Below are 15,957 nucleotides of genomic sequence, written 5' to 3'. Positions count from 1 at the left end.
AAAAAGCAGCCCTATTTTGTATGCAGGATGCTTTCAATAAATTCAAAAAGTTTTAACGTTTATTAAACAGTGACGCTCTACGAGCTTTTTTTAAGCCTATTTTGAAAGTTGTGTAGGTAATACAGGAATGTTATTGGGATTTATTATTAATGAATTTTCTCCTTCAATTTCCTGAAGTTCGAAAGTTATTACATACTCATACTTATTATAGTAAAGATCTATAAATTCTATTAGTAAACAATCAAGTTCATGATAGTTATAGATATCTATCAATAGAGTTAATTGAATTTTTGAATTTTTTGGTACTGCAAATCTTCCTAATTTAAATATTTCGGTATCTAATGAAAGCGTCCCATCATATTTTTTCAAGGTGATAGATGTTATAATTGCTGTTTGTAAACCAATATTCTCAATATCTAAAAAACCTTCGTTAATTATATTAATTTTTTTAGGAACTTGACTAATAGAATTAGCTGAATTGAGAATATCTTCTTTAATTCTATGGTCCTCATTAATAATAATTTCCTGCGCTTTTTGACAGTAACTAATTTCTTTCAAGTACTCTTCTGAGTTTTCTTTGTAGATATTCTCAACAACTTTTAATCTAGAGTAATAGTATTCTAGCTGTTTATTATAATGTTCTATTTGATAGAAAAATCTCTGTTGCAAAAAAGCAATTTGTTCTAGATTTTTTTTACTATTATTATAATCATCGATCTCTTTAATTAGGCCAGATATTACTGCAACATCATATTTTTTATTTGGATCACTTTTGAATTTTTTAGGCCTATAGGAAAACCTTAGAAGTGGTAAATTGTTTTTTCTTAATTCTTCACTTGATTTTTTTCTTTCGTAATTAAAAGTTAGAATAATACCTATAATTGTAACGATGCCCCCAAGTACACTACCGTAGTATCCCAAGACGTCGATATTGGTTCCCATGAATTTGAATTGTTTATAATTGACAGAAATGTAATATATTATAAACGGTAAGAAAATAGATAATGACAACAATATAACCAACGATGCTTGGATAAAATTGTTTTTAAACCATTTTAAAATTCGGAAAATATTATAAAATAGTTTAATTAGAAACGCTTTTATTTTTTTAAATTTAATTTTCAAAATACCACCTATATTTTTTAAAGATACTGTCAATAATTTTGTGTAAACACTAATCATAACTGTTTGAATTAGTTTACTAAATGTATCTTGACACCATCAACATGACTCATTTATAAATATTCACTTTACTTTTTTAATTTTATATTCTGTAGGTTGACCTGATTTGTCGTAGTACATAAGAATTAATTCTGTAGCTGGATCAACACCACCCACTATATTACCGTTACTGTCTTTAATCAGAAGACTATCACTACAATAAGTATATTTGTTTACCGTATCAGCATTATAATGTATACTACGTCTTTTTATTACTTTTATTTCTTTACCTGAAAAAACAATAAATTCCGTTCTTTCATCCTTAGTTAATTTTTTACTTTCAGATAAATCATATACACCTCTATATTTATTTTTCATGCTATACTCAGTTCCAAAATATCCAAAAATAAAAAATATCAAAATAATAAAAAACAAGTAAACCCCTGAAAAATCAGTCTTTCTCAAAAGTAACTTTCCATAATATTTATCTGCACCGTCAAGTCTATTTAAAACATCTGATTTATCTTTCACAAAATAATTATAATTTATTTGAAGTATATCATTAGTGATAAATTTTATGTTTGCATTTTTTGAAACAGATGACCAACACTTAATGTTTATTAAAGGGGAATCACAATTTGTTTCCTTATTTATCTGATACTCAATAATATAATTTTCATCTATAGACAGGTAATTATTTTTATCTATTCTCCATTTTCTTTTAAATCCTTTAAACTTGAATTCACTAACTTGGGCTCTATAATATCTACCATTGTCCATTAATAAATGATCTGATCCCTCAGTTTTTTTTATTAATGCTTTAGCTAACAAATCCAATACTATATATTTAAACTGATAATATAGCAGCCAAATTGAAAGAAAGACTATGATTTTTAAAAATACCTCATAAATTTTAAAATATGAAAAGAAATCAGTTGGTGGATGTTCATAATGAACTTGAGCAATAAGATTAACAAAATGCAAAAAATTTATGCTTTTCACTATTCCTTCAGAAATTAGTAGTGTTATATAGAGAAATGGAATATAAAGTAGTACTGCATATTTTTTTCTAAATAATTTTTCTTTTATATCTTCTTCTGCTTCTTCATCATTAATTATTTTATCCCTGTAATCTTTCGATAGTAAATATTTCACATCTATATTTGTAAATTGAATGAAAAGTGTACTCAATATAATCGTCACGAAAGTCCAACTTAGCACAGCATCCTCTAATCCAATCAGCGAAAATACAAGGAATACTATTAACGCTCCAAGGAAAACTATGAATGGTGACTGCTTTACTGCTATATAAATTATACGAGACAATAAAAGAATAACAATTACAATTATAACTCCAATTTTTATAAAGTCATTTAAAAAATCTAAGTTAGCAAAAAAAACTAATGTATAAATATAATTCACATAACATATGATAAAATTAAATATCATTTTTGCTATATTCAAATTAGAGCGACCATTAATTTGTTCTCTAATGGGTAATCTGGTTTTCCAATCTTCTTTTGCATTTAATAAAATTAATATAATAAATGATGCTATATATATTAATAGATGTAAAATTAATCCTGCATCTCCCTCACCTTTCTGAGCTTTTAAACCAATTATCACAAAACTCAACAAGGCAAATACATCTAGTATTATAGTTATAATAAGATTCGATTTCATTGGTTTACTTATTAAAACACTATTAAAAAGTCTTTTCATCACATCTTCCTTTCATCTTTCCTTTATAATAAAATCCCTAACACTATTTGGTTAAAAATAAATTTTTTGTATATTACTACTACCTTTTAGGTGTTTTTATTTTATAATTATTACTTTTTGAAAACTACTACCTTCGTTGTTTCAAGGATAAACTTCTCATCATCTACAGGACCCTTATATATTTTAATTTTACAGTCTTTTGTTTTAACCTGAAGATCATAGACTCTATAAATTTGATAGTCATAATTTGTATTCATTGATGCTTCAATTTCATTTCTAGTCATTTCAAAACCATCTACATAGCTACTCGTTGTTGTTTTTACTTCGACATGGATCTCCTTTCCATCCTTGTCCCAATACCGAATATCATAACCGAGACCGTCACCTTCATCTTTTGAAGCATGTATTGGAGTATCTAGCTCTTCTTGTTGAGCTAGTTCCATCAAAAAATTAAAAACTATTTCTTCCCCTAAAGCACCAATTTTATTCTTTGATTTCTGAATTTTGTCAAAATCAAGTTTCTTGGCAATTCCGGAATATTTTCTTCTTTTTTGTGATCGATTCTTACCTTCATCTTCAAAAGTTATATTGAATCCTGGCTTGACACGGTTAGATTTCAGGTACTTTTAGATTAGCTTGATATCAATCTTTAGCAGACTAATACTGCTTTTTTATTTCAAAATTTTTGAATAAGGGGAACTTCAAAACTTACTTATTGAAAATCACTATTGTAATAGGCCTTCTAATCTTTTATTAATTATAGCTGTTGCTACACTTTTGATTACTTCTATTGTGAATGGCAGAGCATTTTCTTTAATCTTCTTTTTAGTCCTATTCCATATAGTATTTTCTCGTATTTTATCAAGAAAATCGTGTCCTTCCCATGTTAATGAACCTACACTGAAAGCATATATTCTATTATCTCCATATGTTGGTTTATAACTCTCTAAAAGGCCCGCATTAAACAATAATTTACAATGATAAGCTACTGTCTCAATATCATAACCATCAATATTTAAATTGTACAATGCAGTCGATTTATACTCAGCTTCAATCTTAAGTCGGCACAGATCCATATTTCTTTTCATTACTCGACCTCAACAATACATTTATTTCTACGGTTTTCTTTATTATATAATAGTAAGAAATAAAGATCAATTTACAGAAAAATTCAACTTTCCGAAAAAATATAAATTTTCTGGAAAGTTAGTTTTGAGCATTTCTAAAATAGCTCTAGAATATTGATAAAGCCATTCCCATATTAGCTAAGACTACGATTATACATTACAAGAGAAGATTAACGATGAATTTAAAAACATCCGAAAACTATTATAATAATTTGGTACAAATTTTGGTACAAAAAGTAATTCAACACCAAAAAAGCCCGTCACAAGGGGCTTTGTCTTATATCATTTGATGCCGAATGCAGGGATCGAACCTGTGACCTACGCGTTACGAGTGCGTTGCTCTACCAACTGAGCTAATTCGGCGATTACCCCTATAGTATAGCACTCTAAGAATGGATGTCAAGGGATTCTTAACCCATCTTTTTAATCAAAATCTGACAAGGATTTTTAAGATCCCATAGTTGAGGAAAAATTTCTAGTTTTTTAAAACCAAGACTGCGATAAAAGATATTGGTTCGGTCATAATCCTTGTTAGAACCTTATGCCACTGTTTTTACCTGTAAATAGTCGACTTTTTTGCAGGCTTCACTTTCCAAAGTAGCAAGCAACTGACTTCCAATCCCCCTGCCTTGATGAGCTTTTTTTACACCGAGACAATCAATCTCTGCACAATCTTCACTCGAATATGATAAACTTATAAACCCTACTACATCACTTTCTTGATAAGCAGCCCAAACTCGTAAATCCTTAGCTCCTTCAATGTAGGCTTGCGTGCTTTCTGGTATTCCAAACCATTCTGGCAAATCCTTTAAAACCTCAGCGACAACTGCCATTTTTTGCTCTTCATCCTTAACTTCTTTAATAACAAGCATCATAAGTTCCTTTCTTGATTTTAGTCTTACTTTAGCTCTTACGAACCTGCACTTTCGTATGCATCTAATCCCCTATCCCAGAGTTTCAGAGAGATGCAAAAGAAGATAATAGAAATCAGAAGCAAACCACCAATATTAAAGAGTCCATCCTTGCCCTGCAAGAAATAGCTGGCAGGATAGTAGGCCGTAAAGGCGAAAGGTACAATAAAGCTAATTAACCAACGAAGGAGCGAATTGTAAATGGAAATCGGGTACTTGGCAAAATCATTAAACATATAGAAAATGTAAATCATGGCACCTGACTGCTTGGTCCAAAAAGCGATGCTGGCTGTAGCAATTTTCAAGGAAGTATAAATCAAGGTCGCAAAAGGAATACAAACTAGAAAAATCAGGAATTTTGGAAGAGTCCAAGCAATGCTAGTCGCCGTTGTCGCTAGTAAAATTCCACCGACCAAAAGTTCACCCAAGGCATCAATCTGAAAGGTCTCAACGAGGATGTGAAAGAGAGGATTGATAGGACGAGTCAGATACTTGTCAAACTCCCCTTTTCGAACTAAGCGTTGACCTAGTGCCCAGAGATTGTCAAAAAAGAGGTGATCTAATCCCTTTGGAATTAAGGAAAATCCATAGATAAAGGCAATCTCTTGAAAGGTCCAACCTTCTAGCGAGGGGATGTGTTGAAAGAGTACATTGAGAAACAAGAGGTTTAGGCCTTGAGTCAGAAAGACTCCCAACACACCAACCACAAAATCAACTTTGTATTCCATGATTTGCTTGATGTATTGTCTAATAAAAATCAGATGCATGCGTTGATATTTTTTCATACTAACCTCCCTGAATGGTGATAAATGACTGGACTCGTTTCCAAATCAACTGAGACAAGCCCACCATCACTATAAGCCAGAAAAGCTGAAGCAAAAGTGCTTGAAGAATCTGACTGGCATCGTATTTCCCAACAATGATCATAACCGGAGTGTAAATCAAGGATGAAAATGGCAAGAAGGAGAGAATATCTGAAACCACCTTTGGAAAAAACGTCAAGGGAATCAAACTGCCAGACATAAAGGCCACTATGGAAGTCTTGAGTAGATTGGAACCCCATAAATTTTTAAACACAAAGGCTGAAAAACCAAAACAGATATTAAAGAAAAAGTTAATCAGATAAGCCAGAGTCAAGCTAAAGAGATAAAGGACAGTTAATCCCAGCACTTCTACAATCCCTTGACCAGATAAGATTTTCATCAAAACAATGACACTTAAAAATGGCAGTCCAACAGAGATAAAAATCAACCACTTGGAACCAAGCTCGGTGAAAAGATAAGAGGTCGAAAAATGGACTGGTCTCAGCAAGCGCATGATAATAGAGCCATCTTTTACCTCATCACCAATCGTAAAGGAGCTATCAGACCTGGTCAAAAGATTGGTCACAAAACTCATGATGATGTAGAGGGTGATATCCGCCATACTGAAGCCCTGAATCAAAGGCTCCTGGGAGGAGTCAAAGACAGCCTTCCAGAGATAGAAAGCGACAAAAGCCCCCATGACATCACCAATCCGATAGAGAATAAAGTTAACTCGATAGCTAATCAACTCCTGAATCCCTGCATTGATAAAGGGTTTATAACGTCTCCACAATTTGACCATCTTAGAGCTCCTTTCGATAGAAGCGACGGATAATATCTTCAATATCTGTATCTACCATCTTCAAATCACGAACTTCAAAATCAGATAAGGTTTGCTTGATAATATTAGCCGACTGGTAGTGGGAACTATCGAATTCAATATTGAGAGTATTTCCTTGTCTATCAATGGACATATCAGGCAAGCCCTCATAATGAGAGACTAGATGATTTTGACCTGGCGTCAGGTCAAAGGAGAGAGTCTTCATCTTTCCAAAGGTCTCCTTGAGCTGGCTAACCGTTCCATCAAAAATCTCTTGCCCCTTATCAATCATAAAAATCCGATCACAGAGTTGCTCAATATCACTCAAATCATGAGTAGTCAAGAGAATAGTTGTCTCTTCCTCCTGATTAATCTGAGTAATGGCCCGACGAATGTTGTCCTTGACCGACACATCCAAACCAATAGTCGGCTCATCTAAAAAGAGAACTTTGGGATTGTGAAGCAAGGAAGCCGCAATATCCGCCCGCATCCGTTGACCTAGTGAAAGAGTCCGCACAGGATCCTTGATAAATTCCTTCAAATCCAAAACTTCATTCAAAAAGTCCATGCGCTTATGGAAAAGCGAGTCCGGTACATCATAGATCTCTTTCAAGACCGTGTAGGTCTCTTGCAGAGCCAAATCCCACCATAGCTGGGTGCGTTGTCCGAAAACGACTCCAATGTCCTTGACATAATCTTGGCGATTATCCTGGGGAATCTTGCCGTTAATCCGACAAAAGCCAGATGTGGGCTTCAAAATTCCTGTCAGCATTTTGATGGTGGTTGACTTCCCAGCACCATTTGCCCCGATAAATCCTAAAATCTGCCCTTTTGGAACTTCAAAAGTTAAATCCTTGACCGCTTCAAATGTCTGCTTTTCAGGATGAATAAAGGAGCGCAAGGCTCCCTTTAACCCCGGCTCCTTAACTGTCTTCACAAAATTTTTCTGAAGATGTTGCACTTCTATCATTGCCATATCTATCTCCCTATCGTAAGAAGCAACATTGTATTTTTGACTACAAATATTCTAAATCCTTACTTTCTACACTTTCTCAATATTATTACAGAAGGCTTTATACCAACCTATTATAATCTAATAAAAAAAGGAATGCAAGCGTTTGCTTATTGATTATGAAATTAGAAATTTCTCTCTTAAAATGAAACTTTTAATCAAAAATTCTGTTAAATAGTTTCCTTAAGACACCAAAAAACCTGCCCTTAGGGGCAGGCTTATTGTTAAGAAAAAGAATTTTTTTAATCGAGAAAATTAACGATTCTACTGTTAATCCTTCAGCATTTAATTATTATCATCAGTCTCAATGGATTTTTAAGCCCTCAATTATTCTCTAAAAATTTTTTAATACGAGAAACAATAGCATCGCTTTGATAATGATAGAGGTCGTGAGGCGCATCCATATAGTCGACTTGAACGTTAGACTGGTCGCTTGCAAATCTCTCTGCATAACGTTGCCACTCTGATTGGCTAAAGGTCGTGCCTTCACCGTTAGAAACCAGGAGTAAGGCTGGAATTTTCGGATTAATGCTAGATGGAACTTTCTTGGCATTTTCCTTTGCCAAACGGGATTCATGAAGCATGGCTTGTGACATCAACTGCTTATATGCTAGTAATTTATATTGTTGTCGTTCAGTTTCAGTCAGAGTTGGATTTTTTATATAAAAGGACTCAGGGAAATAGCGTAATAAGCCAATCTTACTGCTCCAATAAGCCACAGTAAGCAAGGCCTGATTATCCTTTAAATTTTCATAACTCGCTGGCAAAGCCCAATCCAGGCCAATCAAAGCCTTCACTTCATTCGGATATTTCTCTTGCCAAGCAAGACTCTCTAAACTAGCCATAGAATGCGAAATAATCACATAAGGACCTGAAACATGAGCTTGCGATAAGGCTTGACGGGTCTCATCAAGGACCTCCATTACATCTCTTGATTGATCACTATCTTCACTAAAACCATATCCCGCTCGCTCTACGACGACTACTTTGTATTTTTTGGATAGAAGATCTGATAGATTCTTAAAGTCTAGGATAGGGGAAGCGATGCCAGCACCTGAAAGTAACACGATTGTTTCAGGCCCTTCTCCAGTAATCGAGACATTCATTTGATGGCCATTGACCGTAACCTGCTTACCTATGGGTGTGAGTAGCTTCCTTTCTTGTCGCAAACTAACTTGGTGATACATAAATGTAGCACCTAAAAAGAGGATAAGAAAGCCACAAAGGATCCAACTCCACTGTTTAAATTTTTTCATAGCGTTATTGTACAAGTTTTAGAGTATTTTAGCAATACGACTTAGAAATCTTTGTTGCAATTATAAAAGAGATAAATAATCACCTCCAATACCAACAAAAAAGGCTTATCCTTACGGATAAGCCTTCTTATATGATTCATTTCTTTATTCAATCACTTGACTTTCTGCTACTTCCTTGTACCAATGTGCAGATTTCTTAGGATAACGTTCTTGCGTTTCAAAGTCTACATAGAAGAGACCATAGCGTTTTTCGTAACCATTAGACCAAGAGAAGACGTCCATAAGAGACCAGATGAAGTATCCTTTGACATTTGCTCCATCCGCAATCGCATCAGACAATACTTCCAAATGTTGTTTCACATAATCGATACGGCCATCATCGTAAACCGTATTGTCCACAAATTCATCCTTGTAGCCCAGTCCGTTTTCAGTGATGTAGATCTTCTTGTAGTTTGGATAATCTTTCTTGACACGCATGATTTGATCATACAAACCTTGAGGGTAGATGATCCAGTCCCAGTCAGTGCGAGGTACATAGTCAGGAGCTACACGACGACCAACACCTTTAATTTGGTACTTAGAGCTTCCTTTTTCCCCTTTACCGTTGTGGATGATTTCAGTTTCACCATCAAATGCTTCCATCCAGTCACTCATGTAGTAGTTGATTCCAAGGAAGTCGTTCAAGTCTTTTGCTGCTTCAAGCGCTACAAAATCTTCGTCACGAAGATCTAAGCTACCACCATTGACGGATAAGATGTGATGGACCCCTTCCATAGTTTTTTCAGAATAGTGTCCAAGGTAGGTTGCGTCTAAAATAAACTTGTTATGAATAATATCTTCCAACTCAGCCGCACGAACATCTGCTGGATTTTCAGGATTTAGAGGATACTTAGTAGGAAGGGCATGTACCACTCCGATTTCACCTGCATAACCTTTATCTTTGTACAATTTCACAGCACGTGCATGAGAAACCATCATATTGTGATGTGATTGGAAGACTTTGGCAAGGTCATACTGAATTCCTGGTGGGAATTTTCCGACTAAGTACTGACCATCTCCGATAGGGCCAATTTCATTGAAGGTTGTCCAGTAGTTGACTTCTGGGAATTCTTCAAAACAGAAGGTAGCATAGTCTACAAAGTGTTCGATATTTTCACGATTCAAGAAGTCTCCGTTTGAGTGAAGAGCTTCAGGAGTATCAAAGTGGTGAAGCGTTACGAATGGTTCTACATGACGTTTGTGGCATTCCGCAAATAGTTTGTGGTAGAATTCAACCCCTTTCTGATTTACTTCACCATAGCCAGTTGGGAAAATACGTGACCAAGCAATAGAAATACGAATTCCGTTTACGCCATATTCTTCAGCCAACTGTAAGTCTACTGGATATTTATGGTAGAAATCGCTTGCTGGTTCTGCTGTATACCAATAGTTATCAGCTAAGTATTTGTCCCAAGCAACTGGTCCTTTTCCGTCAGTATGGGTAGCTCCTTCTGCTTGATAGGCAGCCGTTGCCCCACCAAAAATAAAATCTTTAGGAAGTGTTTTTGTCATTTTTTCACCTATTTCTTGATTGGATATAATGAAAAGTGAGGGGAGAGGAGTTAGTGAGCCATCCATCTCCATCTCACTTATTCGTTCTTATTCTTCAAATTGAGCTTGAACAAAGGCTAGAGCACCTTGTCCATCGCGTGTCAATTTAATGTACTGAGCACCTTCTGTCTTCGCCAATTTGATGCCTAGTTTATCTGTTTCAGCCTTCATATCTTCGAAGTTGGAAGCAACCTGAGGCGCCAAGATAACAAGGTCAAATTCTGGCAACATTTCACGGTGAGCACCGTAGCCACCGGCTGCCGCTTTAACTGGAACTTTGTATTCTGCCGCAGCCTTGTTCAAGGCGTTGGCAAGGAGTCCACTAGTACCGCCACCGGCACAGAGAACCAAGACATTAGTTTCTTCTGTAATGGTATTTTCAGCTGGTGCATCTTCAACACCTGCTTTTTCAAGAATAGCGTCTGCTTTAGCAGTGTTAAAGTTTGCAGCGACTTTTTCTTTCAAATCATCATTGGCTTTACCAGAGCGCTCTTCTTCAAGAATTTGCTCATCGTAAACCTTCACAAATGGGTAGTAAATAACCACGTCTACTACTACTAGAAGAGCTGCAAGGATGAAGGAGAGAACTTGGAAGTTTGTACCAAGGACAATCCCCAAAGGTCCAGGAGTAACCCATGGAAGGTTAGCCGTGAAGGAGTTCATTCCCAAGGTATCAACAAAGAATTTGAAGATCCAAACGTTGGCAATTGGTGCAAAAATGAATGGAATAAAGAAGATCGGATTCAATACGATAGGTGCACCAAACAAGATTGGTTCGTTTACACCGAAGAATGTAGGAACAACAGAAGCACGTCCGATTGCACGGTTCCGTTCTGATTTACACAACCACATGAATAGGAAGGGAACAATCAAGGTTGCACCAGTACCACCCATGGTAACGATAAACATTTGAGTACCAGAAGTAATAACCTTATCTGCATGTTGACCAGCTTGAGACAGAGCCAAGTTGGCATCGATATTTGCGTAAGTGATCGCTGCAATCGCAGGCTCTACGATAGAAGGGCCGTGGATTCCCACAAACCAGAAGAAAGCATACGCACCAAAAATAAGCGTGATTCCAAGATAGCCATCTGCTGCTGAGAAGAGAGGCGCAAGGAGAGTACCAATAGATTCAGCTACTGTTACACCCAGACTTCCCTTCACAATCAATTCAAGTCCATAAAGGAGAACAACAGATACAGTGAATGGGATCAAGTCTTTAAATACTTGAGAGATATTTGGTGGAACTTCGTCTGGCATGCGAATAGTCACATTATTTTTCACGCAGACCTTATAAACATTAACAGTGACAAAGGCTGCGATAAAGGCTGTCAAAAGACCTTTTGTTCCCATGAAAGCAGTCAGAAAACCACCTTCCTTAGCAGGTTCAGCTGCCATTAGAAGGAAACCAACCATAGATGCCAACATGGTTGACAAGAAGTTGATCTGGTTTGTTGCAGGTAAATCACGGTTGACAGAATCTGTCAAAGCTTTGGCTGTGGTTCCACCTACGAAGAAAGCCAGAATTCCCATCGAATAGCTATAAGGTGTCATCAAGAAATTCTCAATTTCTTTTGACCAATGGAAGCCCCACGCATTTGGAACATAGGCAATCAAGATAAAGATAGATGAGAATAAGATGACTGGCATCCCTGCGATAAACCCATCACGGATGGCACGCAAATATTTATTACGAGAAATCTTCTCGAAGAAAGGTTTTCCTTTCTCAATCAATTCAATTAATTTATGCATTATTTTACTCCTCTTTTGTATAGTTCAATGAGATGATGAATCACATCTTTTAATAGGATTGTTGTCATTAAGTGGTCCTGCCCATGCATCATGGTAATGCTGTAGGGGAGGTCTTCTCCTGCTGCTTCTTGCGCTAGCATAGTTGTTTGAGATTTGTGAGCCTCTGCGATACAGCTTCCTGCTTCTTCTACCAAGCTTTCAGCCTGAGCGAATTCACCCTTTTCAGCCGCCTTAAGGGCTTCCAAGAGTTTAGAGCGAGCATCCCCTGCATACGCAACGATTTCGAAACCTAGTAATGTCATTTCTTCTTTGGTCATGACCAATTCCTCCAATTTGAATTTCTTAATATTTAAAAGTTGTTACAATAAGCGTTGAATGTGTAAGACCAGATAGACCCGTTCACTCTTGTACAAGTCAACCCCGGTCTCCCTAGAAATTACATCATAAATCTTGGAACCAATCTCAAAAGCTAATGGATAAGAACTTTTGATATGTTCCTCCATATCTAAAAGCGATTGATTATCATCGCGATTGCGATCTAGGTAATCCAAGAAGTAGTTGAGATGAATCATGAAGCGATCATAAAAATTGTTGTTGGCTTCAGTCCGTTTGATTGAATAACTATTCAGAACCTCTTCCACGCCTTTTAAGATTTCTTTGCGTTGGTCCATGGAATCTACGACTTCTACTTCATTTTCACCTTCTGCGTTGATGAAATGATAGGCGATACGAGTGACCTCATCTTCAGGGAAGCTAGTTGTGAGCTTCTCCCGATAGATATCGACTGCCTCTTTAGCAATCTCAAAAGCCACTGGGTAGTTTTCTGAGATATCCAAAAGATTACTTTCCTTATACCTGCCTTGAGTCACTGCCTGGTAAGAGCAAAACATGTGGTCGGTCAAGGTCACATAGATATATTCTTGAACGGGGTAGTGATACTTTTTGCTCAAGTAATCGATCATCTCGTAGGTCACTGTGATGAAGTCTAATGGAACATCTTTTAACAGAGTCATAAAGTTCTCTCGGGATTCCTCTGTTTTCATCCGAAAGAGCTTTTCTACCTTTTCTTTAGGGACTAGGTCGCCCTTCTTTTTGCCAAAAACGATTCCTTTTCCAATGACAATCAGTTCTTCCCCTTTGTCATTCCTCACCAGAGCAACATTGTGATTGAGTGGATTTAAAATCCGATACATGGTACTCTCCTTGCTAGTTTATTTAAGGTTAAGGGTATAAAAAATGACCACAAATGAGATCAGAGAGGCTTCTCCCTGATTCATCTGTGATCATGCGTAATCTAACTTACTAACACTCACCTTGTATTCACTTATGGATTAAGTATAGCACACGCTTTTGTTTTTGTAAACCCTTTCTTAACAACTTTTTAACTTTTTTGTTTTTTTCTAACAAATAGCTGTTTATCGTTGTATTCTCTGGGCTCTTCAAGGAAATTCGAACGCCCATCGTTAAAGGAGTGGTCTACACTGTTAAATACGCTCTTTCCAAGAAGTTGCGACTTGGTCCAAGACTTGGTTGAGCTCTTCAATGTTGCGACGACCTTCGGTACGCAACCATTCACGAGCTGCTTCTTCCCCATTCTTGATGTAGGCTTCTACAGATCCAGCCCAAGTTGCACGGCCGCAGAGAACTCCATTAAAGTTTGCACCTGCTTCATGGGCAAAGACTAAAGTTTCTTGGAAGAGTTTTGCAGAAACACCTGCACTCAAGTAGATGTATGGAAGGTTGGTTGCTGCTTCTTGTTCTTTAAAGAAGGCTGCAGCTTCTTCACGACTATGAACGATTTCACCATCACCAAAGCCTTCTACGTATTTGACGTTGACAGGAACTTCTACCTTCAAAACATCGATGTTAAAGCGGGGGTCTGAGAAGACTTTCATCGCTTCGATGACTTTGCGAGGTTTTACTTTAGCGTATTCTACAGAACCTGCATCAGCGATTGTTTCATCGTAAGCCAAGATTTCAAGGAAGAATGGAATTTCTTCTGCCGCACATTCTGAACCGATGCGTTCGATGTAAGCTTGTTTTTCTTGGTTGAGTTCATCAGCACTATCCACATCATAGTAGAGCAAGAATTTCACTGCATCTGCACCTTGTTCTTTGATGCGTTTAGCTGACCAAAGGTTGAGGCAGTCTGGCAGACGCTTGGTGCTTGAAGTGTCGTAGCCTGTTTTTTCATAAGCCAACAAGAGCCCTGCTTCCGCATCCAAAACCTTAGTCGCTGGAAGTCCATACTCAGGGTCCAAGAGCATAGAAGATGCGAATGGCGTCAATTCTTCAGCCACCAAGACCTTCAATTCTTCCATTTGAGCCACTGTTGGTTCTGTGTCTTGATATTGAGCCATGAGGCGTTTCAAAGCGCCACGTTGGTCAAAGGCCAAGGCTGAGATTACACCCTCTTTGGTGCTCAATTTTTCTAAATAGTTGCGTTTTTGTTCTGTTAATACCATCTTATACCTCTTTTACATTTATCTGTTGATACAAATCATCATAGCGATGAATATTGATATGGCCTGTTGTTGCTTCTTGAGCATTCAACATGCCAAGGACATTGGCTTTGGTTAAAAGTGCTTGGTCGTCTTCCTGATGATAGAGAGCTGAGGCAATCCCAGCAACTGTCGAATCACCAGATCCCACTGGATTAACCACTTCAATTTTTGGAATATCTACTTTATAGAAGACATCACCATGTTTGGCAAAGGCACCGTCAGCTCCTAGGGAGACGATGACCCAGTCAATCCCTTTAAACAAGTTAGATTGAAGGACCTCTTTTAATTGATCCAGATCCTTGGTCACCTCGTAGCCCAAGAGTTGAGACAACTCTTCATTATTGGGCTTGATAACCGTTGGTTTAATAGGAGCTGCTAGAGCTTTTTCCAAGGAAACACCTGAACAATCAAGAACAACTGGTTTTCCTGCCTTCTTAGCACGCTCTACTAATTTCACATAATAATCAGCTGGTAAACCAGCTGGTAAACTTCCTGAGATAGCAACGACTGCTACATCTGGAAGCAAGGCTTCAAAGTGAGCCAGAAATGCTTGCCCTTCTTCTTCAGAAACAGACGGACCTTTTTCCAGGATTTCAGTTTGTTGTCCTTCGTGAAGGATCGCAATACAATTCCGGGTCTCCCCTTGAATTTCAAAGAATTCTTTGCCGATTTCCTGATCTAGATGGTCCAAGATAAATTGGCCTGTTGAACCACCAATCAGACCAGTTGCCGAGACAGGATCTCCAATCTCTGCAAGGACCCGTGTGACATTGAGACCCTTCCCTCCTGCGGTTTTGCTTACCTTGTCAACTCGATTGACCGTATCCAAGTGTAAAGTTTCTAATGGATAGGAGATGTCGATTGAAGGGTTCATGGTTACCGTTAAAATCATAGACTCACCTCTTAGTCGTGGTATTCCCCACGGTCCCATTTTTCAAGGAATTCTGTGAAGAAATCCTCATCTTCTTGACGGTCGTTGTGGGTTTCCAAATGTTGAATCTTGGCAATCAATTTCTTGTTTTCTTCACTAGGTTTGTATTCCGCATGGATGAAGGCTTCCAAAATGTCACACATCAGAAGTTCTCCTGTGACCTTCCCACCAAAACCAATCACGTTGGCATTGAGTTCTTCTTTGGCATAAAGTGCAGTTGTCATATCACGGACCAAAGCTGAACGGATTCCAGGGACTTTGTTAACCGCGTTGTTAATCCCAACACCAGTTCCACAGATACATACTCCAAGATCTGCTTGACCACTAGCGACTGCTTCTCCGACTTTTTTCCCAAAAATTGGGTAGTG

General features: G+C 37.3%; 15 protein-coding genes, 1 tRNA gene and 1 pseudogene. All 17 read right to left on the bottom strand.

Features of this window, described 5'->3' with window-relative positions:
* Window positions 1-96 precede the first annotated feature (96 nt).
* On the bottom strand, window positions 97-1,125 hold the full coding sequence (locus tag I2C87_RS09425; RefSeq protein WP_195324753.1) for a hypothetical protein: 1,029 nt from the start codon (window positions 1,123-1,125) through the stop codon (window positions 97-99).
* A gap of 120 nt (window positions 1,126-1,245) precedes the next feature.
* Window positions 1,246-2,883, bottom strand: a complete 1,638-nt coding sequence (locus I2C87_RS09420) for a hypothetical protein (RefSeq protein WP_195324751.1) — start codon at window positions 2,881-2,883, stop codon at window positions 1,246-1,248.
* Window positions 2,884-2,993: 110 nt separating this feature from the next.
* Window positions 2,994-3,344, bottom strand: a complete 351-nt coding sequence (locus tag I2C87_RS09415) for a DUF3883 domain-containing protein (RefSeq protein ID WP_324250066.1) — start codon at window positions 3,342-3,344, stop codon at window positions 2,994-2,996.
* A gap of 264 nt (window positions 3,345-3,608) precedes the next feature.
* Window positions 3,609-3,971, bottom strand: a complete 363-nt coding sequence (locus I2C87_RS09410; protein ID WP_229046357.1) for a DUF2513 domain-containing protein — start codon at window positions 3,969-3,971, stop codon at window positions 3,609-3,611.
* 329 nt (window positions 3,972-4,300) lie between these two features.
* Window positions 4,301-4,373: transfer RNA gene (locus I2C87_RS09405), tRNA-Thr, on the bottom strand.
* Window positions 4,374-4,420: 47 nt separating this feature from the next.
* Window positions 4,421-4,882: pseudogene (locus I2C87_RS09400) on the bottom strand (GNAT family N-acetyltransferase).
* A gap of 38 nt (window positions 4,883-4,920) precedes the next feature.
* The gene (locus I2C87_RS09395; RefSeq protein ID WP_195324749.1) at window positions 4,921-5,706 is read right to left on the bottom strand and encodes an ABC transporter permease; all 786 of its coding nucleotides are present in this window, start codon (window positions 5,704-5,706) and stop codon (window positions 4,921-4,923) included.
* 1 nt (window position 5,707) lies between these two features.
* Window positions 5,708-6,526 carry an ABC transporter permease gene (locus tag I2C87_RS09390; protein WP_195324747.1) on the bottom strand — a complete coding sequence of 273 codons (819 nt, stop codon included), beginning with the start codon at window positions 6,524-6,526 and terminating at the stop codon, window positions 5,708-5,710.
* 1 nt (window position 6,527) lies between these two features.
* Window positions 6,528-7,520 carry an ABC transporter ATP-binding protein gene (locus I2C87_RS09385; protein WP_048714799.1) on the bottom strand — a complete coding sequence of 331 codons (993 nt, stop codon included), beginning with the start codon at window positions 7,518-7,520 and terminating at the stop codon, window positions 6,528-6,530.
* Window positions 7,521-7,879: 359 nt separating this feature from the next.
* Window positions 7,880-8,812: an alpha/beta fold hydrolase gene (locus I2C87_RS09380; protein WP_195324745.1), complete on the bottom strand. Its 933-nt coding sequence runs from the start codon at window positions 8,810-8,812 to the stop codon at window positions 7,880-7,882.
* Between the two features lie 144 nt (window positions 8,813-8,956).
* Window positions 8,957-10,363 (bottom strand): 6-phospho-beta-galactosidase, encoded by a 1,407-nt coding sequence (lacG, locus tag I2C87_RS09375; protein WP_324250065.1) that lies wholly within the window; start codon window positions 10,361-10,363, stop codon window positions 8,957-8,959.
* A gap of 87 nt (window positions 10,364-10,450) precedes the next feature.
* Window positions 10,451-12,154, bottom strand: a complete 1,704-nt coding sequence (locus I2C87_RS09370; RefSeq protein ID WP_195324741.1) for a lactose-specific PTS transporter subunit EIIC — start codon at window positions 12,152-12,154, stop codon at window positions 10,451-10,453.
* Window positions 12,154-12,471, bottom strand: coding sequence for a PTS lactose/cellobiose transporter subunit IIA (locus tag I2C87_RS09365; protein WP_048714813.1), 318 nt, complete (start codon window positions 12,469-12,471; stop codon window positions 12,154-12,156). The genes I2C87_RS09370 and I2C87_RS09365 overlap by 1 nt, the downstream gene beginning before the upstream one ends.
* Before the next feature lie 42 nt (window positions 12,472-12,513).
* The gene (locus I2C87_RS09360; RefSeq protein ID WP_195324738.1) at window positions 12,514-13,347 is read right to left on the bottom strand and encodes a PRD domain-containing protein; all 834 of its coding nucleotides are present in this window, start codon (window positions 13,345-13,347) and stop codon (window positions 12,514-12,516) included.
* A 291-nt stretch (window positions 13,348-13,638) separates the two neighbouring features.
* Window positions 13,639-14,619: a tagatose-bisphosphate aldolase gene (gene lacD / locus I2C87_RS09355; RefSeq protein ID WP_048691508.1), complete on the bottom strand. Its 981-nt coding sequence runs from the start codon at window positions 14,617-14,619 to the stop codon at window positions 13,639-13,641.
* Window position 14,620: 1 nt separating this feature from the next.
* Entirely contained in the window at window positions 14,621-15,550 is a 930-nt protein-coding gene (locus tag I2C87_RS09350; protein WP_125335788.1) for a tagatose-6-phosphate kinase, read from the bottom strand.
* 11 nt (window positions 15,551-15,561) lie between these two features.
* On the bottom strand, window positions 15,562-15,957 hold a 396-nt coding region (lacB, locus tag I2C87_RS09345), incomplete at its 5' end, for a galactose-6-phosphate isomerase subunit LacB (RefSeq protein ID WP_195324736.1).

Origin of the sequence: Streptococcus sp. 1001283B150225_161107_H12, assembly GCF_015552665.1 — a bacterium.
Lineage (GTDB): Bacteria > Bacillota > Bacilli > Lactobacillales > Streptococcaceae > Streptococcus.
The sequence above is the reverse complement of the archived record's forward strand: the minus strand, read 5'-3'. Positions and strand labels throughout refer to the sequence as shown.